The organism is Nocardia sp. NPDC052254 (genome assembly GCF_040679495.1).
Taxonomy (GTDB): Bacteria; Actinomycetota; Actinomycetes; order Mycobacteriales; family Mycobacteriaceae; genus Nocardia.
Genome location: NZ_JBFAUW010000016.1, coordinates 1 through 20,830 on the forward strand (window position 1 = coordinate 1; position 20,830 = coordinate 20,830).

Annotated in this window: 21 protein-coding genes; 9 read left to right on the top strand and 12 right to left on the bottom strand. The window is 66.3% G+C overall.

Annotated features, from left to right (window positions below; translation table 11 throughout):
- Nucleotides 1-96: 96 nt before the first annotated feature.
- The 9 genes from AB0L57_RS28175 to AB0L57_RS28215 form a co-directional block, all read right to left on the bottom strand.
- Nucleotides 97-1,644, bottom strand: a complete 1,548-nt coding sequence (locus AB0L57_RS28175; protein ID WP_364968609.1) for an MlaD family protein — start codon at nt 1,642-1,644, stop codon at nt 97-99.
- Nucleotides 1,644-2,777: an MCE family protein gene (locus tag AB0L57_RS28180; protein ID WP_364968319.1), complete on the bottom strand. Its 1,134-nt coding sequence runs from the start codon at nt 2,775-2,777 to the stop codon at nt 1,644-1,646. The genes AB0L57_RS28175 and AB0L57_RS28180 overlap by 1 nt, the downstream gene beginning before the upstream one ends.
- A gap of 5 nt (nt 2,778-2,782) precedes the next feature.
- On the bottom strand, nt 2,783-4,018 hold the full coding sequence (locus AB0L57_RS28185; protein ID WP_364968322.1) for an MCE family protein: 1,236 nt from the start codon (nt 4,016-4,018) through the stop codon (nt 2,783-2,785).
- Entirely contained in the window at nt 4,015-5,049 is a 1,035-nt protein-coding gene (locus AB0L57_RS28190; protein WP_364968324.1) for an MCE family protein, read from the bottom strand. Before AB0L57_RS28190 ends, AB0L57_RS28185 begins: the two co-directional genes overlap by 4 nt.
- The gene (locus AB0L57_RS28195) at nt 5,049-6,071 is read right to left on the bottom strand and encodes an MCE family protein (protein ID WP_364968326.1); all 1,023 of its coding nucleotides are present in this window, start codon (nt 6,069-6,071) and stop codon (nt 5,049-5,051) included. Before AB0L57_RS28195 ends, AB0L57_RS28190 begins: the two co-directional genes overlap by 1 nt.
- A complete protein-coding gene (locus AB0L57_RS28200) occupies nt 6,068-7,234 on the bottom strand; it encodes an MCE family protein (RefSeq protein ID WP_364968329.1) in 1,167 nt (388 codons plus the stop codon). Before AB0L57_RS28200 ends, AB0L57_RS28195 begins: the two co-directional genes overlap by 4 nt.
- Nucleotides 7,235-7,244: 10 nt before the next feature.
- The gene (locus AB0L57_RS28205) at nt 7,245-8,045 is read right to left on the bottom strand and encodes an ABC transporter permease (RefSeq protein WP_364968611.1); all 801 of its coding nucleotides are present in this window, start codon (nt 8,043-8,045) and stop codon (nt 7,245-7,247) included.
- Nucleotides 8,046-8,101: 56 nt separating this feature from the next.
- Complete coding sequence (locus AB0L57_RS28210; RefSeq protein WP_364968332.1) at nt 8,102-8,893, bottom strand: ABC transporter permease; 792 nt, start codon at nt 8,891-8,893, stop codon at nt 8,102-8,104.
- 251 nt (nt 8,894-9,144) lie between these two features.
- A complete protein-coding gene (locus tag AB0L57_RS28215) occupies nt 9,145-10,131 on the bottom strand; it encodes a DUF2804 domain-containing protein (RefSeq protein ID WP_364968335.1) in 987 nt (328 codons plus the stop codon).
- A gap of 205 nt (nt 10,132-10,336) precedes the next feature.
- On the opposite strand from AB0L57_RS28215, the gene AB0L57_RS28220 reads away from it, so the two are divergent.
- The 4 genes from AB0L57_RS28220 (at nt 10,337) to AB0L57_RS28235 (ending at nt 14,004) form a co-directional block, all read left to right on the top strand.
- Nucleotides 10,337-10,981: a helix-turn-helix domain-containing protein gene (locus tag AB0L57_RS28220; protein WP_364968336.1), complete on the top strand. Its 645-nt coding sequence runs from the start codon at nt 10,337-10,339 to the stop codon at nt 10,979-10,981.
- 39 nt (nt 10,982-11,020) lie between these two features.
- A complete protein-coding gene (locus AB0L57_RS28225) occupies nt 11,021-11,875 on the top strand; it encodes a 3-hydroxyacyl-CoA dehydrogenase (RefSeq protein WP_364968339.1) in 855 nt (284 codons plus the stop codon).
- 70 nt (nt 11,876-11,945) lie between these two features.
- The gene (locus AB0L57_RS28230) at nt 11,946-13,712 is read left to right on the top strand and encodes an oleate hydratase (RefSeq protein ID WP_364968341.1); all 1,767 of its coding nucleotides are present in this window, start codon (nt 11,946-11,948) and stop codon (nt 13,710-13,712) included.
- Between the two features lie 49 nt (nt 13,713-13,761).
- Entirely contained in the window at nt 13,762-14,004 is a 243-nt protein-coding gene (locus tag AB0L57_RS28235) for a DUF1471 domain-containing protein (protein ID WP_364968344.1), read from the top strand.
- Nucleotides 14,005-14,020: 16 nt separating this feature from the next.
- On the opposite strand, the gene AB0L57_RS28240 is transcribed toward AB0L57_RS28235, so the two are convergent.
- The 3 genes from AB0L57_RS28240 to AB0L57_RS28250 are packed head-to-tail and all read right to left on the bottom strand — an operon-like array spanning nt 14,021 to nt 16,237.
- Complete coding sequence (locus AB0L57_RS28240; RefSeq protein WP_364968347.1) at nt 14,021-14,518, bottom strand: nuclear transport factor 2 family protein; 498 nt, start codon at nt 14,516-14,518, stop codon at nt 14,021-14,023.
- Between the two features lies 1 nt (nt 14,519).
- A complete protein-coding gene (locus AB0L57_RS28245) occupies nt 14,520-15,416 on the bottom strand; it encodes a TIGR03619 family F420-dependent LLM class oxidoreductase (protein ID WP_364968349.1) in 897 nt (298 codons plus the stop codon).
- A complete protein-coding gene (locus AB0L57_RS28250) occupies nt 15,413-16,237 on the bottom strand; it encodes an SDR family NAD(P)-dependent oxidoreductase (protein WP_364968351.1) in 825 nt (274 codons plus the stop codon). Before AB0L57_RS28250 ends, AB0L57_RS28245 begins: the two co-directional genes overlap by 4 nt.
- A 466-nt stretch (nt 16,238-16,703) precedes the next feature.
- Between AB0L57_RS28250 and AB0L57_RS28255 the strand changes: the two genes are divergently transcribed.
- The 5 genes from AB0L57_RS28255 to AB0L57_RS28275 are packed head-to-tail and all read left to right on the top strand — an operon-like array spanning nt 16,704 to nt 20,810.
- The gene (locus AB0L57_RS28255) at nt 16,704-18,137 is read left to right on the top strand and encodes an ATP-binding protein (RefSeq protein ID WP_364968353.1); all 1,434 of its coding nucleotides are present in this window, start codon (nt 16,704-16,706) and stop codon (nt 18,135-18,137) included.
- The gene (locus AB0L57_RS28260; protein ID WP_364968355.1) at nt 18,134-18,541 is read left to right on the top strand and encodes a roadblock/LC7 domain-containing protein; all 408 of its coding nucleotides are present in this window, start codon (nt 18,134-18,136) and stop codon (nt 18,539-18,541) included. Before AB0L57_RS28255 ends, AB0L57_RS28260 begins: the two co-directional genes overlap by 4 nt.
- A 10-nt stretch (nt 18,542-18,551) precedes the next feature.
- On the top strand, nt 18,552-18,920 hold the full coding sequence (locus AB0L57_RS28265; RefSeq protein ID WP_364968357.1) for a DUF742 domain-containing protein: 369 nt from the start codon (nt 18,552-18,554) through the stop codon (nt 18,918-18,920).
- 40 nt (nt 18,921-18,960) lie between these two features.
- Nucleotides 18,961-19,542 carry an ATP/GTP-binding protein gene (locus tag AB0L57_RS28270; RefSeq protein WP_364968615.1) on the top strand — a complete coding sequence of 194 codons (582 nt, stop codon included), beginning with the start codon at nt 18,961-18,963 and terminating at the stop codon, nt 19,540-19,542.
- The gene (locus AB0L57_RS28275) at nt 19,539-20,810 is read left to right on the top strand and encodes a cytochrome P450 (protein ID WP_364968359.1); all 1,272 of its coding nucleotides are present in this window, start codon (nt 19,539-19,541) and stop codon (nt 20,808-20,810) included. Before AB0L57_RS28270 ends, AB0L57_RS28275 begins: the two co-directional genes overlap by 4 nt.
- Nucleotides 20,811-20,830: the final 20 nt, after the last annotated feature.

The following is a 20,830-nucleotide window of genomic DNA, read 5'->3' on the forward strand; positions in this document are numbered from 1 at the left end:
TGCCGCTGCGCAAGCGACGAAGGAGCAAGCAGCGGCACCCGAACGGCGAGACCAAGGGGCCGCGAACCCCGCCGGAGCGAAGCGAAGGCCAAAAACTCAATGCAGCACGAGGTCCTTCCAGCCCGCCGGTTTCGTGGTGGCCAGATCCTGTTGGCGGTACATCGTCCCGTCCGTGCCCAGATACTTACCGGTGTGCGGGTCGTAGTGCGCGAATGCCACGGAGGGAGCGGGCTTTCCGGTGCCGGATGCGGGGGCGGCGGCCGGAGCCGGCAGGCCCGGAATCCGCGGCAGCGGAATCTGGGGCAGTTGCGGTAGCCGCGGCAACTGCGGCAGTGGCGGTTGCTGGGGTGGTGGCGGCGCGGGCTCGGCCGGACTCGGCAGCGGGCGGGTGTCCGGCGGTATCCCCTGGGCCTCCAGGTTCGGATCGCGCGGATACGGTCCCACCACGGGCTGATCCTGCGCCAACGGCTCGAAATTCTGGTCGCTGTTGCACATCTCGGCGGTCGGCGCCCGTTTTCCGGGATGGGTCGCGCACGGGAAGTTGCGCACACCGCGCACCGCCACCGGCGAATCCTGGGGCAGTTTGCAGTACAGATTGTCCGGGGTGTCGACGGTGGTGGTGTCAGACGGATCGCGCCATTGGTTCGGTGGCAGGAAACCGACCGTGCACGCGGGCGGATCGGAGACACCACTGATGCGGAAATCACCCAGCCCCAGCCCCTGCGCGTTCTTGGTGGGCTGCACCGCTTCCACGATCGAGATCTCCGGCGGCAGCAACACCAGGATCTGTTCCAGCCCGGCGTGATATGTCACGCCCAGCTGCGCGACGGACGTCAGATTCGACAGCAGCACCGGCAGGGTCAGTTTCACCGAATCGAGTAGCTGGGTCGATTCCCTGATCGCGCCCGGCCCGTTGTCGAGCAGCGATCGCACCTGGGAATCGTCGGCCGCGAGTTGCCCGGTGACCCCGGCCAGACTGCGCGCCCAGATCCGGATGGCATCGGCGGACTGATCCTGCGAATCCACCAGCGGCTGTGCGCCTTCCAGCAGCGCCCGGGTGGTGTCGCCGGTCTTGTCGGCATCGGCGGCGACCTTCGAGGCCGAGTCGAGCAGCGATTGCAGGTCGTAGCCGGCGCCGTTGAGCCCGGCGAACATTTCGCCGAGCATATCGTGCAGCTTGTCCTTCGGAATGCTCGTGACCAGGCTGTCCAGCTTGTCGAGCATCGGCCCGACCGGCTGTGGCACGGTGGCCGCGCGCACATCGATGACCGATCCCTCGTGCAGATAGGGCGCCGCGTCGGTCCGTGGGCGCAGGTCGACGTACTGCTCACCCACCGCCGACACACTGCGTACCTCGGCCTGCAGATCGGCGGGGATCTTGTGTCCGCCGTCGATGGCCAGCGTCGCCTTCACCCCGTCGTCGGTCAGGTCCACCGAGGTGACCTTGCCGATCTGAACGCCGCGGTAGGTCACATTGCCGAAGCGGTACAGACCGCCCGAGGTCGGCAGTTCCAGTGTCACCTTCATCGTGCCGACCCCGGCCAGGGTGGGCAGCTTCATGTATTGGACGGCCATGGCGACCATGCCGATCACCGCGAGGATCGCGAAGATGACCAGCTGCGCGCGCACGAAACGGGTGAGAATCATCGGCCGCCTCCGTTCGGTGCCGGCGAATCGGCGGGCGGCTGCAGTGGGGCCCCCAGCGGATCGTTGGTCTGTTTTCCGTAGCCGGGGTCACCGACCATGGCCTGTACCACCGCGTTCGGATCACCCCAGGGCGTTCCCAGCAGCAGTTCGCGCTGCAGTCGCGGCACGGTGAGGTCGATGGTGGCGAACAGGTTGATGAAATCGCCCTTGATGCCCTTGTCGATGCCGTATTGGCCGTACGGGAACACCGTCAGGAACGACACCGCGCTCGAGATCTTGGGCGCCACCTCGGCCAGCTGCTGCAGTGCCGGTTCCACGTTGTGCAGGTTCGTCAGCAGATCCGATTGCACCTGTGAGATCACTCCGGTCGCGGTATCGCTGAAGGTGTGCAGTTTGTCCAGGGCGGTGGTGATGTTCGGCCGCTCCTTCAGCAGGACGTCCAGTGCCGGGCCGATCTTCTGCAACGTCTCGCTCACGGTATCGCGCTGCTGGGCAAAGGTTTCCGACATCCGGTTGAGCTGCTGCACGGTGGTCAGCAGATTGTCACGCTGTTGATCGAGCACCGTCATGAACGCGTCGAGCCGCGGAATCAGATCGTGAATCGCGCCCTCACGTCCGGAGAACGCCGCGTTCAGATTGTGGATGATGTCGTTGATCTGCCCCATTCCGCCGCCGTTGAGGACCACCGACAGCGAAGCCAGGGTCTGCTCGGTGGACGGATAGGTCGAGGTCCGGTTGAGCGGCACCGTCGCACCGGGCCGCAGGCGCCTGCTCGGTGCGGTCCCGGGCGGCGGATTCAAGGCCAGGTGCGTGGAGCCCAGCAGGCTGGTCTGACCGATGGTGGCCACCGCGTTCGCCGGTACCACCACATCGCGTTTCACCGACACCTCGACATCGGCATGCCAGCCGCGCACGCTGATGGTACCGACGCTGCCGACCGTGACATCATCCATCATCACCGGCGAATTCGACACCAGCGTACCGACATTCGCCATTTCCACGTGATAGATCGCCGCATCGGCGCCGCGCCCGGTGGCGCCGGGCAGCGGTAGTGAGTCCACCCCGTGCCAGCCGCAGCCGGCGGCGGTGAACAGCAGGCAGATCCCCAAGGCAAGCTGGCGAATCCTCATACCGTTCACCTTCCCCACGGTTGCAGTAGTTCGCCGATGGAAGCCGGTGGCGGCGGACCGGATGGTGGCTCGGTCGCATTCGGGACCAGGCGGGGTTCGCTGTAGATGACGTTCTTCGGATCCGGTGCCGCACCCATTCCCGGGCTGAAGGGGAAGGGCAGGTAGTTGAACGCGATCAGCGGCAGGATCGGGCCCAGGTACTGTCGGCACTTCTGCGCGGACTCGGCGGCGGTCGCATTCTCGATGGCACCCACGCCCGAGCAGATGAACTGCATCGGGTTGGTGAAGTTGTTCAGCTCGAAAACGCCTGCCTCGGTACCGGTGTCGGGGTTGTAGATGTGGTAGAAGTTCGCGATGCTGTTCGGCGCGATGTGCAGCAGATTCTCCAGATCGCCGCGATGGTCGACAAGATTCTGTGTCACATTGGCCAGCCGCTGAATCTGCTCGCTGGTCTTGTCCCGGTTCTCCGAGACGAACCGCTGCACCTCGCCGACCGCCAGCGACAGATTCTGCACCGCCGCATCCAGATCGGACTTGCTGTCGTCGACCACACTCGTCAATGTCGCGAGCCGGTTCTCGAACTGCACGATCTCGGTACCGCTGTTCTGCAACGCGCTGACGAAGGTCTGCAGATTCTGCAGGATGTCGACGATATTGCCGCTGCCGTCCGCGAGAATGCGTCCCACTCCGGACAATTGGGTGAGCATCGCACGTAATTTCTCGCCGTTTCCGCCCAATGCGCCGGCGGTGCTGTCGATGAACCGGCCCATCGAGCTGCTCTGCGAATCGCCATTGGGACCCAGACTCGTCGCCAGCTTGGTCAATTGGGATTTGATCTCGTCCCATTCGACCGGCACCGCGGTGCGCTGCAGCGGGATGACGGCATCGTCGGCCAGCGTCGGCCCGCTGGTTCTGTAGGCGGGGGTCAGCTGCACGTAGCGGGCCGCGATGAGGCTCTGCGCCACGATCACCGCCTTCGCATCGGCGGGAATCCGCACGCCGCGGTCGACATCGAGCACCATTTTGGTGGTGGTGCCCTGCGGCTGGATCGAGGCGATGCGGCCCACCCGGACCCCCGCCACCCGCACATCGTCACCGGCGTAGATGGCGGTGGCGGTACTGAAGATCGCGGTGAAATGCTTGGGCCCGAACAGTTCCCGATAGCCGATCACACCACCGGTGACGACCACCACGACGGCGACGACGGCACCGGCGATCCGTAGTATCCAGGTCTTTTTCATCGCGGCGGCTCCGGATGCGGTATCGGGAACTGGGCAGGCGGATTCACACCGAAGGCGGAATCGATGAACGGCTGAATATCGTTGCCGTCGATGAGATTCGCCACGTACGCGTTGTAGAAGCGACCACCGGACACCGCTTCACCCTGGGTCAGAGCGACTTTGGCGTATCCCGGAATCGCCTTGCCGATGTTGTCACGATTCTTCTCGAGCATCGCCGTCACCGAATTCAGCCGATCCAGCGTGGGCCCCAGCTTGGATTCGTTGTCGGCGACCAGACCCGACAGCTGTTTGGCCACCGCCGAGGTGTTGGCCAGCAATTGCACGATCTCCTGTCGCCGGGCCGCCAGCACCTGCAGCAGCGAATTCGCGTTCAGGATCAGCGAATTCACCTGCTGGCTGCGCTGGGACAGCACCGCGGTGACCGTGCTCGCACTGCCGAGCAGATCGCGCAGCGACTGATTGCGGCTGTTGATCGTCCTGGACAGCTGGGTCAGTCCGTCGAAGGCCGGGCCCACCTGCGGGGCGATGTGATCGAGTGTCTGCGAGAGCATGTCGAGGGAACGGTTGAGCGCATCGGTGTCCACCGCGGCGGTCTTGGTCGTCAGATCGCCGACCGCGTCGGTGAGCGAATAGGGCGCCGAGGTCCGGGTGTCGGGAATCGTGTCCAGCGTGCGCAGCCGGCCCGACCCCGCCGATACGACGGTCAGATCCCGTTTGCCCAATAGCGAATTGGTCTTGATGTGCGCCGAGGTGTCGGCACCCAGCCGGACGGTCGAATTCACCGAGAACACCACCGCGGCGTCCCCGTTCTCCAGCCCGATCTTCTGCACGTTGCCCACCCGCACACCCGAGACGATGACATCGTCACCGACGGTGAGTCCGGCGGCCTCGGCGAACAGCGCTCGATAGCGGACGGTGGTCCCCCAGGAGATGAATTTCTGGGACTGCAGGCCGATCATGATCACGCAGACGATGACCACGATGCCGACGAGTCCCGGGCGCAACAGGTGAGCGCCGCGATAATGCAGCATTACGGTGCGCACCTCCCCGTCTTGGTTTCGATCCAGGGCAGCTGGACGACCTGGCCGGAGGGATCGCTGACCCGGATGGTCAGGCCGCAGACGAAGTACTGGATGAAGCTGCCGTAGGCACCGGTGCGAATCATCTTGCGGAAGTTCTCCGGTGCGCGGCCCAGTGCGGCATCCAACTCACCCTTGTTGTCGTCCACCGCCGGCGCGATCCGCGCGAGTTGTTCGACGGTACCGGCCAGTGACGGCCGGGCCTGGGTGAGCAGATCGGCGACCGAGGCGGTGCCCTTGTCCAGGGCCTCGATCGCCGAGCCGATGGGATCGCGGTCCTGGGACAGCTGCGTGATCAGCTGCTCGAGCCGGTCGATGGCCCCGGAGAACTGGGTTCCGTTGTCGGACAGCGTCTTCATGACCGTGTTCAGATTGTCGATGAGTTTGCCGACCACATCGCTGGTGTCGGCCAGTTTGGACGAGAACGAGGCGGTCTTGGTCAGCAGCGAATCCATCGTGTTCTCCTGGCCCTGCACGATCTGCACCAGCGACCAGGTCAGCGAATTGACATCGTTCGGATTCAGTCCCTGCAGAACGGGTTTCAGCCCGCCGAGCAGCAGATCCAGATCCAGAGCCGGCGTGGTCTGCTGGAGCGGGATCTGCGCGCCCGGCCGCAGCACCTTGGTCGATCCGGGACCGTCGGTCAGTTCCAGATAGCGGTCACCGACCAAATTCAGATAGCGGATGGCCACCTTGGTGCCGCCGGTGAGCACGATGTCGCGATCGGCGTCGAAATCGACGACCACCTTCTGATCGTCACGCAGATGGACACCGCGGATCTTGCCGACCTCCACACCGGCCACCCGCACGCTCTCTCCCGAACGCACACCCGAGGAGTCGGTGAAGACGGCCGAATAGCTGTTGGTCGACCCCGTCCGGTATTGGCCGAAAACCAGCACCAGGAAGGCCGACAGCACCACCATCACGACGGCGAAGGCACTGAATTTCAGCAGTGGTGCACTGCGCGGGCTCATTTCGGGGCTCCGTTCGGTGCGGGGGGCGGCGCGAGGAGCACGTCCCGCAGCAGATCGGGCCCCAGTTGAACCGTCCGGTTCTGATTCGGGAACGGCACGGCGCCGTCGTCGACGACCAGGAATGGCGGGTGCGTGTTGTACGGCACCGGCAGCACCGAACATTGCGGCCCGCCGGTGGCGGCCACCTTGGGCAGATCACGTGGATACTCGTACGCCGGTGCGCCCCACAGGAAGTTGACCGTCAGGCCGATCCCCGGCACCTTCGCCGGGGGGACGTGGTCCAGATAGTCCAGGCCCTCGATCGAACATTTCAGCCCGGGTCCGTATTCGTCGACCAGATCCGTGGTCGGCACCAGCAGATGCAGCATCGAGGCCAGCGTGGGCCCGTTGTCACCGAGCACCTGATTGCCCACATCGCCCAGCCCGATGGCGCTGACCAGCAGGGCATCCAGATTCTTCTGCTCGTCGGTGATCGTCTGGCCGAAGGTCGTGGCGTGTGCGGCCGTGGCGGTCAGATCCGGTGCGGCATCGGCGTAGGACGTGGCCACCTTCGGGCCCGCGGCGATCTCACTGTTCAGCGCCGGATACGCCGGTTCCACCTTGGCGAGAAAGGAGTTGAGGTCGGTGAGCATCTGGCCCACCTGCTCACCTCGCCCGTCGGTCGCCCCGGCCAGGGCACCGAGGGTCTCGTTCAGTTTCTCCGGTTCGATCTGCCCCAGTACCGCGGTGAGACGTTCGAAGATGGTGTTGATCTCGACGGTGACGTGCCCGGAGTCGAAGATCTGCCCGGCATGGATCGCGGTCCCCGATTTCTGTGCCGGCGGCAGGAATTCGATGAACTTCGCGCCGAATACGGTGCTGGAGGCGATATCCACGGAGATGTTGGACGGAATGCGGCGGACCTGGTCGGAGTTTATCGCCAGCTGGATGGCGGCCGTCCCGTCGTCACGCTCGTCGACCGCGGCCACCTTGCCCACGGTGACACCACGCATCTTCACCTTGGCATCGGGGTACATCACCAGGCCCGCGCGGGGCGAGAGCACGGTCACCCGCACGGTGTCGGCGAATCCGTCCCGGAACATGAACACCGCCAGCGTCACCACGCCGACCAGCGCGGCAATCGATATCAGGCCGACCACCGGACGTAAAATGTTGCGCAGCATGCCATCTCACCTAGCCCGACAGGTTGAAATTGCCGTTGGAACCGTAGATCGCCAGCGAGACCAGCAGCGTCACCGAGACGACGGCGATCAGCGAGGTCCGCACCGCGTTGCCGACCGCGGTGCCGACACCGGAGGGACCACCGGCGGCGAAGAAGCCGAAGTAGCTGTGTATCAACAGAATCGTCAGTGCCATGAGAATCGCCTGCACGAACGACCACACCAGATCGAGCGGATTGAGGAAGGTCGCGAAGTAGTGGTCGTACAAACCCGAGGACTGGCCGAGCAGGAACACGGTGGTCACCCGGCTGGCCAGGAAGGAGCCGACCACCGCCAGTGAGTACAGCGGTGTGATGGCGATCATCCCGGCGACGATGCGAGTACCCACCAGATACGAGATCGGCTCGATCGCAATGGATTCCAGCGCGTCGATCTCCTCGTTGATCCGCATGGCGCCCAATTGCGCGGTGGCGCCCGCGCCGAAGGTCGCGGCCAGCCCGATACCCGCCACCACCGGCGCCGAGATGCGCACATTGATGAACGCGGACAGGAATCCGGTCAACGCCTCGATCCCGATATTGCCCAGTGAGCTGTAGCCCTGCACGGCCAGCGTGCCACCGGTGGCCAGGGTGAGGAAGCCGACGATCACCACGGTGCCGCCGAAGACCGCGAGCGCGCCCGAGCCCATACTGAATTCGGCGATGAGCCGGATGGTCTCCTTCTTGTAGCGCCAGGCCGCGAACGGCGCGCCGAACAACGCCCGGAAGTAGAAGAGGGTGTGATCGCCGATATTTCCCAGGCTCCGCACCGGCATCCGGATCCGCCGCAGCGCACGCGGGTATCTCGCTTCCAGAACCACAGCGGTCTCCCTCACTTGGCCGTCATCTGGATGCCGATGGCGGTGACCATGACATTGATGACGAACAACGCCACGAACGCGAGGACGACGGTCTCGTTCACCGCATTACCGACGGCCTTGGCGCCACCGGTCACGATCAGTCCGCGATAGCAGGCGATGAGCCCGGCCACCAGACCGAACAACACCGCCTTGACCGCGGAGATCACGACCTCGTTCAGTCCGGTCAGCAGAGTGATGCCGTTGGCGAAGGCGCCCGGATTCACGTTCTGCACATAGACCGAGAACACGTAGCCGCCGGCGATGCCGATGATGCAGACCAGGCTGTTCAACAGCAGCGCCACCAGTCCGGACGCGAGCATGCGCGGAGTGACCAGGCGCTGCACCGGATCGATGCCGAGCACCTCCATCGCGGCGATCTCCTCGCGGATGGTGCGCGAGCCCAGATCCGCGCACATCGCCGTCGCGCCCGATCCGGCGACGATCAGCACGGTGACCATCGGCCCGACCTGGGTGACCGCACCGAACGCCGCGCCCGCACCGCTGAGGTCGGCCGCACCCAGCTCCCGCAGCAGGATATTGAGGGTGAAGCTCACCAGCACCGTGAACGGAATGGCCACCAGCAGGGTCGGAATCAGCGACACCCGGGCGACGAACCACGCCTGCTCGAGAAATTCGCGGGTCTGGAACGGGCGGCGGAAGGCGAAGCGCACGGCGTCCGCGGCCATCGCGAAGAAACCGCCGACCAGTTGCAGGCCGTTCGACGATCGCCGGGAAGCCTTGCGGGACCAGCCCGGAAGTGTCATCGCCATTCCGGCCCCGTTCGCCGGCCTGTTCCGAATCGATCTGCGGATCCGTTCCTGACATGAATCATCGACGTCCCCGCTCCCGTAGCCATTACCGCCGGCACCGACCTCGGCGCGGCCACCTCCCGGAGCCCGGTTACGCCTCGACCGCAGTGTCGGAAATCTCATTCTCGGTTTCGATAATGCTACATCCCTGGAACAAGAACGCAATAGCAAATCAGCGCAGGTGACGTTTCAGATCCGGGGCTCGATCACCACCGATTACGGGCCTCCTCCGCCCAGCCGGTGAGCCCGTCGAGCTCCACCCAATCACCGTCATCGGCGCAGGCCCGGCCCGTGAAATGCCCGAAGCACTGATGGGTCTCGTTGGCCAGGACACCGAGTGCCGTCCGCGATGCGCGTACATGGAACGGCGTGAACTCCACCGCCACCCGCGGGCCGGTGATCCGCCAGGGACGCAGCCAGTCACCGCGGTCGTAGTGCCACTCGAGTTCGTCGCCGATCTTGTGCAGCCTGCCGCCCACGAACAACCCGTTCTCGGTCGCACCGGTGCCGTCGGTCCACCTGCCGCCCAACTGAATTCCGATCCCCGGACCGCACCCGGCCGCCCAGTTCCAGGCGATCGAATAGGGCCACTTGCCACGACCGTGATCCAGCACGGCGAAACCGTCGTCGATCACATGCGCGACACCGTCGATGGTGACGGTGCCCGATACCGGACGGCCGAGATCCTTGACCGTGTACTGGAATCGGTTATCGCTCCACGGCACCACGACTCCCAGCGATTCGTGCTCGACCGGCAGCAGGGCCCGCAGATCGATATCGATACGCGGCGTGGTGGCGTGAATCCTGGTACCGCCCACATCGTTACGCAACTCGATCACCACGTCCCCGGCATGACCCGAGGCGGTCCCCTCCCCACTGCGATCGGGCAGCTGGACGCCGCGCGCCAGCGGGCTCACCACATCCTTGACCACCTCGGTGCCGTCGCGCCGGTCGAGCAGGTAGATACCTTGCAGCCCAGCGTAATCCAGTGATGTCAGCACGATGCCGATGATGTGGTCGGGGGTGACGATGCCCCAGTACTCCCACCGTTTGCACCGCCCCCAGCCCCGCAGATTCGCGCGATGCAGCGGCCGGCGGGTCCAGCCGACCGCATCCGGATTCAGCCTGCCGCTCGCCGTGCACAGATCCACCCGTTCGGTGATCTCGCGTTCCGATACCGCAGCCTCGTCCATCCCGGTCCTCCTCCGTTGTCGCGAAGCACGGCCGAACGCCCTGCCCGTACCGGCACCGCGCATCACGTTCCGGGCACGCGATGTGCCGGGCGGCTGACGACGGCGGCGATCCGGTTCATGCTTGGACGCGGTTGCACTTGCGATTACCATGAGTATGCTCATTAATGAGTCTACTCATTTATCGGCATCGAGGGGAGGTGTTCCGTTGACAACTCCATCCGAGACAGAGCAGGTGAATCGTCGTATTCGCAATATGCGCGATAAACAGCGCCGGATCTTCGACGCCGCTTCCCAGATGTTTGCCGACCACGGCTTCCACGCGGTGACCACGCAGCAGATCTCCGAGCGCGCCGATATCGCCGCCGGGACGTTGTTCCGCTACGCCTCGTCCAAGGGCCAACTACTGCTGATGGTCTACAACGAGGATTTCCGGGCCGCACTGGATTCGGGTGAACGGCTGGCGCGCGCCGAGCCCGACCCCCTCGCCGCGATCACGGCACTGCTGCGCCCGATCCTGTCGGCCGCCGATCGCAATGCGGGAAACACCATCGCGTATCAGCGGGAACTGCTGTTCGGCCCACCCGAGGAGACCTACCGCGAACAGGGACTGGCGCTGGTGGCACGGCTGGAGAGCCTGCTGAGCGATATTCTCCTCGCCGCCGGCGGCAGTGTGACTCCCGCACGCCGGGAGGCCGCGCGCATCACCGGTCGCTGCATCTTCGCGGTCCTGCACCTGGCACTGGTGCGCCCGGCCACCGGAATCGATCCCGGCCACGACCCCGTCGATGATCTGCACGCCCAGCTCGCCCAGCTCGTCGCCGGCTTCCGGGCAACTGCCGGAAATTTGTAAATTACTGTCCTGCAACAGATTTCACAGAACGGAGTCAGAATGTCGACCATCCGCAAGGTGACCGTCCTCGGCACAGGTGTCCTGGGTTCGCAGATCGCGTTCCAGACCGCTTTCCACGGATTCGAGGTCACCGCCTACGACATCAGCGACGAGGCACTGGCCGCCGCGCGTGGGCGCTTCGACACATTGGCCACCACCTATCGCGAGCAGGTCGCGGGTGGTGGCGACGGTAAGGCCGAGGCCACCGCGGCCGGTATCACGCTCACCGCGGATCTGGCCGAGGCGGCCCGGGACGCCGATCTGATCATCGAAGCGGTGCCCGAGGTGCTGTCGATCAAACAGGACACCTACCGCAAGCTCGGTGCGGCGGCACCGGAACACACCATCTTCGCCACCAACTCCTCCACCCTGCTGCCCAGCGACATCGCCGAGTCCACCGGGCGCCCGGATCGATTCCTGGCCCTGCATTTCGCCAATCAGGTGTGGCACTTCAACACCGCGGAGGTGATGGGCACCGAGGCCACCGATCCGAAGGTGTACCAGGCGGTGGTGGACTTCGCCCGCGCCATCGGCATGGTGCCGATCGAATTGCACAAGGAGAAGGCCGGTTATGTGCTCAACTCCCTGCTGGTGCCGTTCCTGAACTCGGCCATGGCCCTGGCGGCCGGCGGTTACGCCGAGCCGAAGGCGGTCGACGAGACGTGGCGCATCGGTACCGGGGCGCCCGCCGGCCCGTTCCAGATCCTCGACATCGTCGGGCTCACCACGCCCTACAACATCCTGGTCAACAGCGGCGAGGACGGCCGGCAGCTGGCCGCGTGGCTGAAGTCGGAATACATCGACAAGGGCAAGCTCGGCCTCGCCACCGGCGAAGGCTTCTACCGCTACTCGTAGTAGATCGTCACCGCACCACATATTTCGGATCGGAGCTCGGGGGTCACACAACCGCAGGAGAGGAACGCCCATGTACTACAGCAGCGGCAACTACGAAGCGTTCGCCCGGCCCCGCAAGCCGGAGGGCGTCGACGACAAGACAGCCTGGTTCGTCGGCGCCGGCCTGGCCGCACTGTCGGGCGCGGCGTTCCTCATCCGCGACGGGCAGCTGTCCGGCGACCGCATCACCATTCTCGAGCGGCTACCGCTGCCCGGCGGTGCGCTGGACGGAATCAAGAAGCCCGCCAAGGGTTTCGTGATCCGTGGCGGTCGCGAGATGGAGAACCATTTCGAATGCCTGTGGGATCTGTTCCGCTCGATACCCTCGATCGAGATCCACGGCGCCAGTGTGCTCGACGAGTTCTACTGGCTCAACAAGGACGATCCCAACTACTCGCTGCAACGGGCCACGGTGAACCGCGGCCAGGACGCCCACACCGACGGCCTGTTCGCGCTGAACGACAAGGCGCAGAAGGACATCGCCAAGATCTTCCTCGCCACCCGCGCGGAAATGGAGAACAAGCGGATCGACGAGGTGTTCGGAAAAGACTTCCTGGACAGCAACTTCTGGCTGTACTGGCGCACCATGTTCGCCTTCGAACAGTGGCACAGCGCGCTGGAGATGAAGTTGTATCTGCATCGGTTCATCCATCACATCGGCGGCCTGCCGGACTTCTCGGCGCTGAAGTTCACCAAATACAACCAGTACGAGTCGCTGGTGCTGCCGCTGTACCGGTGGTTGCTCGATCAGGGGGTGACCGTTCGCTTCGACACCGAGGTGACCGCCGTCGACTTCGACATCACCCCGGATCGTAAACAGGCCACCCGGATTCACTGGATGTCGGACGGGGCGGCGGGCGGCGCCGATCTGGGCCCCGGAGATCTGCTGTTCACCACGATCGGATCACTGGTGGAGAATTCCGACGAGGGCGACCAGCACACCCCGGCGAAACTCGACGAGAGTCCCGCACCGGCGTGGGAACTGTGGCGGCATATCGCCGCGGCCGATCCCGCCTTCGGCCGGCCCGACGTCTTCGGCTCGCACATTCCCGAGACGAAATGGGAGTCCGCCACCGTCACCACGCTGGACCGGCGGATACCGGAATACATCCGCAAGATCTGCAAGCGGGATCCGTTCAGCGGCAAGGTGGTCACCGGTGGCATCGTCACCGTCAAGGACTCGCGCTGGCTGATGAGCTGGACGGTGAACCGGCAGCCGCATTTCAAACAGCAGCCCGACGATCAGATCGTGGTGTGGGTGTATTCGCTGTTCGTGGACCGCCCCGGCGACTATGTGCACAAGACGATGCAGGAGTGCACCGGCGAGGAGATCACCCGGGAATGGTTGTACCACTTGGGAGTTCCACTCGACGACATCGACCGGCTGGCCGCCGAGGCCGCCACCTGCGTGCCGGTGATGATGCCCTACGTGACCTCGTTCTTCATGCCGCGCCAGGCCGGGGACCGGCCCGATGTGGTGCCCGAGGGCGCGGTGAACTTCGCCTTCATCGGGCAGTTCGCCGAGACGAGCCGCGACTGCATCTTCACCACCGAATACTCGGTCCGGACCGGGATGGAGGCGGCTTATCGGCTGCTCGGCATCGAACGTGGCGTCCCGGAGGTGTTCAACTCCACCTACGACGTCCGCAGTCTGCTCAATGCCGTCAGCCATATGCGCGACGGCGGTGCGCTCGACATACCGGGACCCGACATCGTGCGCCGCAAGATCATCGGCCGATTGGAGAGCTCCGAGATCGGCCAGCTGCTCGCCGAGTACGGACTCCTCGCCGAGGAGTGACACCCGCGGGGCACTTGACTGCCGCGACATCGCGGCAGACATTGGAATCGTGATCGCTCGGGCACAGGAACTCGACATCCCCCCTTCCAGCGGATTCGACCGGGTGGGAGAGGTCGAGATGACGTTGAGCCGATTCGGCGCCGGAGATGTCCACAGCTCCGTCGCCGAGGTCGCTCGACGCGCCGCCGAAATCGGCGGGGACTACTTCTACGTCACCGAGTCCCTGGGCCCGAGGATCACGGCCGTCGTCTATCGTCGCCGGTCGAAGCGGCGGTGGTTCCGCCGGGCCTGAGCGGGACCGCCGGACCTCAGCGCACCACCCGGTCTCGCGGCGCCCGCGCGAAGGTCGACAGCAGCTCACGCGCCTGCGGACCACCGTCCAGGAGGCGGCCGGTGCGCCGTGCCACCCGCCAGTCATCGGCTTCGCGGCGCAGCTCCAAGCGGTGCACACTGGCTCGCAGCACCTGGTAACCGTCTCCCTCGCGATGAACGAGCAGGGATTCGAAGACCGCCAGTGCCGTGTCACCGTCGACATCGATGCGGGCCGGTCCCTGGAAATGCGCGGAGCCGCCCGCGATCAGGCCCTGATGCGACGGCGAGTTCACCATCGCGCGCACCTGCTCACGGCCGCGCATCTGCCAGCCCTCGACCTCGTATTCACCGTCGGCGCACCATAATTCGGCGGTGGCATCGGCCTCGCCGGAGTCCACCAGCGGGCCGTACGTCGCGATCAGCCGCATGATCGCCAGTTCGTCCTCGACCCGCCGCAGGCGGCGCAGCACCTCGGTGATCTCCTCGGCTGTCACATCACTCTCCTGTTCGCTCGTCGGCGCCGTCGCGCGCCGACCGACCCGACAGCTCCACCAGTGCGGCGAGCTGTTCACAGTAGTGCGCGGCCGATTCCGCGACGACCGTACATCCGGCCAGGGTGGCACCGGCGCCGGCCAGCGCCGACAACCGGCGCACCACTCGCTCCGGCTCGCCCAGCGGATCCAGCGCACCGGTGGGCAACACCACCTCGAAATCCGGCGGCGAATCCACTTGGGCCAGCATAATTTTCAGATCCGCCGTGCGGATCCCGAACGGCATCCAGCCGTCACCGGCACGAACGGCACGCCGCAACGAGCGCATGGTGCGCCCGCCGACCCAGATCGGCACCCGGGGCTGCAGTCCGTGCGGTTCGACGACCATGCCCGAGAAGTTGTAATGCGTTCCGGCATAAGCGGGTTCGCGCATCGAGAAGGATGCGCGCAATGCCTCGATCGCATCGTCGGCACGGTCCCCGCGGCCGGCCCACGGCGCATCCAGCAGCTCGAATTCCTCGGTGAGCGAACCGACCCCGACGCCGAGCACCACCCGGCCACCGCTGATCCGGTCCAGCGTCCCGTAGCGCTTGGCGATCTCGAGCGGATGGTGATACGGCAGCACCAGCACCGAGGTGGCCAGCCGGATCCGGGTCGTGCGCGCGGCCAGATACGACAGGGTGGCGATCGGATCCCAATAGGTCGCCCCGCGCACCTGCGCCGCTTCGGCCGGAACCGCCGTATGTTCGCTGCACGTCAGATGGTCGAACCCGAGCCGGTCGGCGGTTTCGGCGATGAGCGCGAGGTCCTCGATTCCGGCCGCCGCCTCCCATGGCGAGCACTGCCCCGGAAACTGCACCACGATCGGCGAGGACAGCGCCAGCCGCGGCGCCGGGCTCACGACCGGTCCGCCTGCGATCCGATCAGCTTCTGCATCCGGCGATGCCCGCCCAGCACGATCGCGGCGCGATCTTCTCCGCTGCTGCGCGCGGCCGTCTCGGCATTTCCACCGGTGACGAACACCGGCCCGTTCGCCAGATTGGCCAGCCCCTCACGCGCCACATCGGCCGGTTCGGCCACCAGCATGCCAGGGATGTCGAAGTTCAGGCCCACCCGCGCCATGGCCGGGGTGCGGGTGACACCGAGGACCAGGTGCAGGACGTCGACCCCGTGCTCGCGCAGTTCCAGCCACAGGCTCTCGGCGAAGATCCGCAGATACGCCTTGGACCCGCCGTAGACGGTGTGCCGGGCCGAGCCGCAGTATCCGGTGAGCGACCCGACGAGGATGATGCCGCCGCGCCCCCGCTCGCGCATGCCGCGGCCGAAATGATGGACCAGGGCCAGCGGCGCGGTGACGTTCAGCGCGTTCATGGTGGCGAAGCCGTCGAGATCGCCGTCGAGGAATTCCGCGCTGTGGGTGTTGGCCCCGGCGTTGTAGATCAAGAGTCCGACCTCGATATCGGCCGTGGCGGCGGCGACCCGCTCGGCCGCGTCGGCGGCGGTGAGGTCGACCGCCAGCGTCCGGACCTGGCCGCCGAGGGCGCGGATCCGCTCGGCGGTTTCGGTGAGCGGACCTTCACGTCGCGCCAGCAGGACGACACCGATGCCCGCGGCGGCGAGCCCGGCGGCGAATTCGGCGCCCACCCCTTCCGAACCGCCGGCGATCACGGCCCAGGGCCCGTAGCGGTGCGGATCGATGTTCTCGTTCGGTTCTGCGGCCATCTCGCGACGGTAACCGAAACGGGTTCCGGCCCGGTGCGCACTCCCACTCACCGGACACTTGACCAGAAGACAAAAGTGCCGTTCAGAGGTGAAATGAACACTGTTCACTGGATTCCCCGAAATACCCTGCGCCGCACTGTTTCCGGATCGTGATTGGAATCGGAAATTCAGCTCCGGAACACCGACGATTCGTCGAATACGTTGACCACCAGGACATTTCCCCGACAGCGGCGGGTTGCTGCCGGTATGCAGAATTCGAAAAAGCGAATGCAATCTTGCATTGTGAAGCCATCGAATCAGAGGGCACACTGTCGAGTAGCGCGCCCCCGAAGACGGCGTTATGCTCGTCTTCGAATTTCGAAATCGTATGGCAGTACGCATATTCGAGTAAATCCGTACACAGCGGAAGGTTGGGGGCAACTGTGCTGTCTCCGCACAGGTGGACAGGGATTCGGAAGTACCCATCGTGAACCGTTCAGCGACTTCGCAGCAGCCCGCACCCCACCCCGTGGACCGGCCCCGGCACTCCCGACGCGTCCCCGCCGCCATCCTTCCGGCCCTGATCTGCGTACTGGCCGGAATCGCGGCCTGCACCGCTGTCCTGCGATTGGTCCCCGGTACCGAGCGAGTTCTGCTCGCCGCCGCTGCCGGGGCGGCGGCACTCACCCTCGCGGTCGCCACCGGCCTCGCCGCACACCTGCGTGACCAGCTGATTCGCTGTCACGAAGCGGCCGAGAACGCCGAGCGCACCGCGGCCGCCCAACTCGCCGAGAGCAATGCCCGCCTCAGCGCCGCCCATGACGTCGCGGCCGCCGCGGGTCGCGATTCCACCAGCAGTGAGGGCCGCCGAGTGGCCGCGATGGCGGCCTTCGCCGGTGCCGCCGGGCGGATGCAGGCGATGACCACCTCGATGCTGGCCGAACTGCGCGAGATGGAGCACCGGCACGGCGATCCGTCGGTACTGGCCGATCTGCTGGCCCTGGATCACCGCACCGCCCAGGCCGGTCGGCTCGCCGACAGCATCGCGGTGCTCAGCGGTGCGCGGTCGGGCCGGCGCTGGGCCAAACCCATTGCCATGGAATCGATTCTGCGTGGCGCGATGGGCCGGGTCGCGGGCTATCGACGCGTCCGGCTGCGTGCCATCGCCGAGATCGCGATCGCGGGACACGCCGCCGAAGGTGTGATGCACACGCTCGCCGAGCTGATCGACAATGCCTGCAACTTCTCCCCACCGACCACCGAGGTTCACGTCTACGCCGCCGAGGTACCGGCCGGCGTGGTCGTCACCGTCGAGGACAGCGGTCTGGTGATGAGCGATTCGGCCCTGCGCCGGGCCGAACAGGTGGTGTCGGGCCGGCCGGCCGGCCGCGGCGACCACGCCGATCTGTCCTCCCTCACCGGCACCCGGCTCGGGCTCTCGGTGGTCGGCAATCTGGCCCGCAAGCACACACTGACCGTGTCGTACCGGCCCTCGGCCATCGGCGGTACCGCCGTGGTCGTGGTGGTCCCGCGCGATCTCACCACTCGCCTGGACCGCTCCCCCGGCCCGACGGCGGCGCCGGAACCACCGCCCGCCGCACAGCCACCGGCCACCGCGGCCCCGTCCACCGGAAATCCGTTCGGCCCGCCGGTCGGCGCCACGACCGAACCGCCCGAACTCGTCACGGCGGCCGAACCCGCCGACGTGGCAGCGGTACCACCGCTGTCATCGGCCGATCCGCTTCCGAAGCGGCGGCGCGGCAGCACCTTCGCCGCCGTCCACCCCGATGGTCTGCACCCCGCGACCGCCGAGCGTTCCACCTACCCGCCGGCCCGCCCATCGGCCCTGGGTGCCTTTCAGCGAGCGGTCTCGGTGCCGGAACCACCCGCCCCTCCGATTGCCATGGAGAACGATCGATGACCACTTCCGTACCGGCACATCTGGATTGGCTGCTGGACCAGCTGCTGTCCCGCACCCCGCGCACCCGGCACGCGCTGCTGCTGTCCAGCGACGGCCTCAAGATCTGCCATACGCCGGAGCTCTCGACGGACAAGGCCGATCACCTGGCCGCGATTTCGGCCGGTATCCAGAGCCTTTCGCACGGCGCCTCGGTCGAATTCGGCGATGGCCGCAGCGGTGTCCGGCAGTCGATGACCGAGTTCTACGGCGGCATCCTGTTCATCGTCGAGGCCGGGATGGGCGCGCACATCGCCGTGGTCGCCGAGGCGGAGGCGGACGCGGGCCTGGTCGGCCACAATATGAGCGAACTGGTCGAGCAACTCGGCGAACACCTGTCCGCGGCACCCCGCACTCCACGGCCGTGAGGCGTCCGCGATGACCAGGCGGCCGGGGCGTGACGACACACCGGACCGGCTCTACACCCTCACCGGCGGCCGCAGCCAGCCCGATACCGACGCCTTCGATCTGGTGACTCTCGTTGTGGCCGAATCGGAGCCGGCGCCCGGGATGCGATCCGAGCAGGTCGCGATCCTCGGTATCTGCCGGGCGCCGACCGCGGTGGTGGAGATCGCCGCCGAGCTGCGACTTCCGGTCGGTATCACCATGGTGTTGCTGGGCGATCTACAGGCCGCGGGCAAGATCACGGTGCGCCACCCGCATTCCGGCCCGGACTGGGAACCGTGGAATTCGCTGCCCGACACCGCAATCCTGGAGAAGGTACTCGTTGGACTCCGCAACCTCTGATCATCGCCTCGGCGATCGTCCCGCCCGCGCGCAACTGCCGCTGGCCGCCACCGCCCGGCACGGCCTCAAGGTCGTCATCGTCGGGGGATTCGGCGTCGGCAAGACCACGATGGTTCGGGCGGTCAGCGAGATCCGGCCGCTGGACACCGAGGCGACGATGACCTCGCTGGGCGTCGGGATCGACAATCCGGCCGGCGCCCCGGCGAAGACCACCACCACGGTGGCCTTCGATTTCGGCCGCATCACCATCGACGCCGAACATGTGCTGTACCTGTTCGGCGCGCCCGGACAGGAACGGTTCTGGTTCCTGTGGGACCGGCTGTTCACCGGCGCGCTCGGCGCGATCGTGCTGGTCGATCCGGCGCGGATCACCGATTCCTGGTACGCGATCGATCGGCTCGAACATCAGCAGACGCCGTTCGTGGTGGCGTGCAACGCATTCGGACCGGCCCGGCACGACGACGTGCAGGTGCGCGGCGCCTTGGACCTGGATTCGGATGTGCCCCTGATCGCGTGCGACGCCCGCTCCCGAGATTCGGGCAAACGTGTCCTCATCGCCCTCGTCGAACACCTGTACACCACCGCCCCGCGCACCACACCCACCCCGGAGTCCACTCGATGACCACGCCGTTCCCCGCCACCGGAGGCTGTCCGGTAGCACCGCTCGACGCGATTCCGTTGAGCGGACCGCGTTTTCACACCGAGCCGCAGCAGCTGTACCGGGAGATGCGCAGCACCCACGGTCCGGTGGTGGCGGTGGAACTGGCCGGTGGCATTCCGGCGTGGCTGGTCATCGGCTACCGCGAGGTCCATCAGGTGACCAGCGATCCGGAGCTGTTCCCGCGCGATGTGGCGCGCTGGAATCAATGGCCCAACATTCCCGAGGACTGGCCACTGCTGCCGATGGTCGGGCGCCCCATGCCATCCATCTACTTCACCGCCGGTGCCGAGCACCTGCGCCATCTGGCCATGGTGGAGCCCGCGCTCGAACAGGTCGATCCCTTCCGATTGCGCAATGCCTGTGAGAATTTGGCGGATCGGCTGATCGACGGCTTCTGCGGTCGCGGTCGCGCCGAACTGATCGCCGAATACGCCGAACCCCTGCCGGTACTGGCGCTGGCGTGGGTGATCGGTTTCCCCGACGATCAGGGCGCGGATCTGGCCTGGACGATGAAGACCCTGGCCGACGGTGGCACCGAAGCGCAGCGAGCCCACGCCCGATTCACCGAGCACATGCAGCGGCTGGTGGCGATGAAGAAGATCCGGCCGGACGACGATCTCACCTCCCGGATGCTGCGCTCGGCACAGCGGTTCAGCGATGAGGAGTACGCGCAGGATCTGATGGCCGTCACCGCGGCGGGCCATCTGCCGACCAGTGACTGGCTGGGCAATTCGGTGCGGCTGATGCTGACCGACGATCGTTTCGCCGCGGCGCTGGGCGGCGGCCGCCACAGCGTCGGCCAGGCCATGAACGAGGTGCTGTGGGAGGACACCCCCACCCAGATCCTGGCCGGCCGCTGGGCGGCACGCGACACCCGGCTGGGCGACAAGACCATCCGCCGCGGCGACATGCTGCTACTCGGCTTGGCCGGAGCCAACGCCGATCCCCATGTGCGCCAGGACTTCTCCGATTCCCTGGCCCCCGCGCACAGCGGCAACAGCGCACACTTCGCGTTCAGCTACGGCGAATACCGCTGCCCGTTTCCCGCGCAGCAGATCGCCGAGATCATCGCGCGCACCGGCATCGAGGTCCTGCTGGACCGGCTGCCCGATCTCGATCTCGCGGTCGCCGCCACCGAACTGACCCGGCGGCCGTCGCCGTTCCTGCGTGGGATGACGGCGCTACCGGTCACCTTCACACCCGTTCGTACCGTGGGAGGTACCCCGTGAACCCGACGTGCCCACATGAT

Coding starts and splice junctions, on each gene's coding strand:
- AB0L57_RS28180 (WP_364968319.1), bottom strand. CDS start 2,777: ATGAGGATTCGCCAGCTTGCCTTGGGGATCTGCCTGCTGTTCACCGCC.
- AB0L57_RS28185 (WP_364968322.1), bottom strand. CDS start 4,018: ATGAAAAAGACCTGGATACTACGGATCGCCGGTGCCGTCGTCGCCGTC.
- AB0L57_RS28190 (WP_364968324.1), bottom strand. CDS start 5,049: ATGCTGCATTATCGCGGCGCTCACCTGTTGCGCCCGGGACTCGTCGGC.
- AB0L57_RS28195 (WP_364968326.1), bottom strand. CDS start 6,071: ATGAGCCCGCGCAGTGCACCACTGCTGAAATTCAGTGCCTTCGCCGTC.
- AB0L57_RS28200 (WP_364968329.1), bottom strand. CDS start 7,234: ATGCTGCGCAACATTTTACGTCCGGTGGTCGGCCTGATATCGATTGCC.
- AB0L57_RS28205 (WP_364968611.1), bottom strand. CDS start 8,045: ATGCCGGTGCGGAGCCTGGGAAATATCGGCGATCACACCCTCTTCTAC.
- AB0L57_RS28210 (WP_364968332.1), bottom strand. CDS start 8,893: ATGACACTTCCGGGCTGGTCCCGCAAGGCTTCCCGGCGATCGTCGAAC.
- AB0L57_RS28215 (WP_364968335.1), bottom strand. CDS start 10,131: ATGGACGAGGCTGCGGTATCGGAACGCGAGATCACCGAACGGGTGGAT.
- AB0L57_RS28225 (WP_364968339.1), top strand. CDS start 11,021: ATGTCGACCATCCGCAAGGTGACCGTCCTCGGCACAGGTGTCCTGGGT.
- AB0L57_RS28230 (WP_364968341.1), top strand. CDS start 11,946: ATGTACTACAGCAGCGGCAACTACGAAGCGTTCGCCCGGCCCCGCAAG.
- AB0L57_RS28250 (WP_364968351.1), bottom strand. CDS start 16,237: ATGGCCGCAGAACCGAACGAGAACATCGATCCGCACCGCTACGGGCCC.
- AB0L57_RS28260 (WP_364968355.1), top strand. CDS start 18,134: ATGACCACTTCCGTACCGGCACATCTGGATTGGCTGCTGGACCAGCTG.
- AB0L57_RS28265 (WP_364968357.1), top strand. CDS start 18,552: ATGACCAGGCGGCCGGGGCGTGACGACACACCGGACCGGCTCTACACC.
- AB0L57_RS28275 (WP_364968359.1), top strand. CDS start 19,539: ATGACCACGCCGTTCCCCGCCACCGGAGGCTGTCCGGTAGCACCGCTC.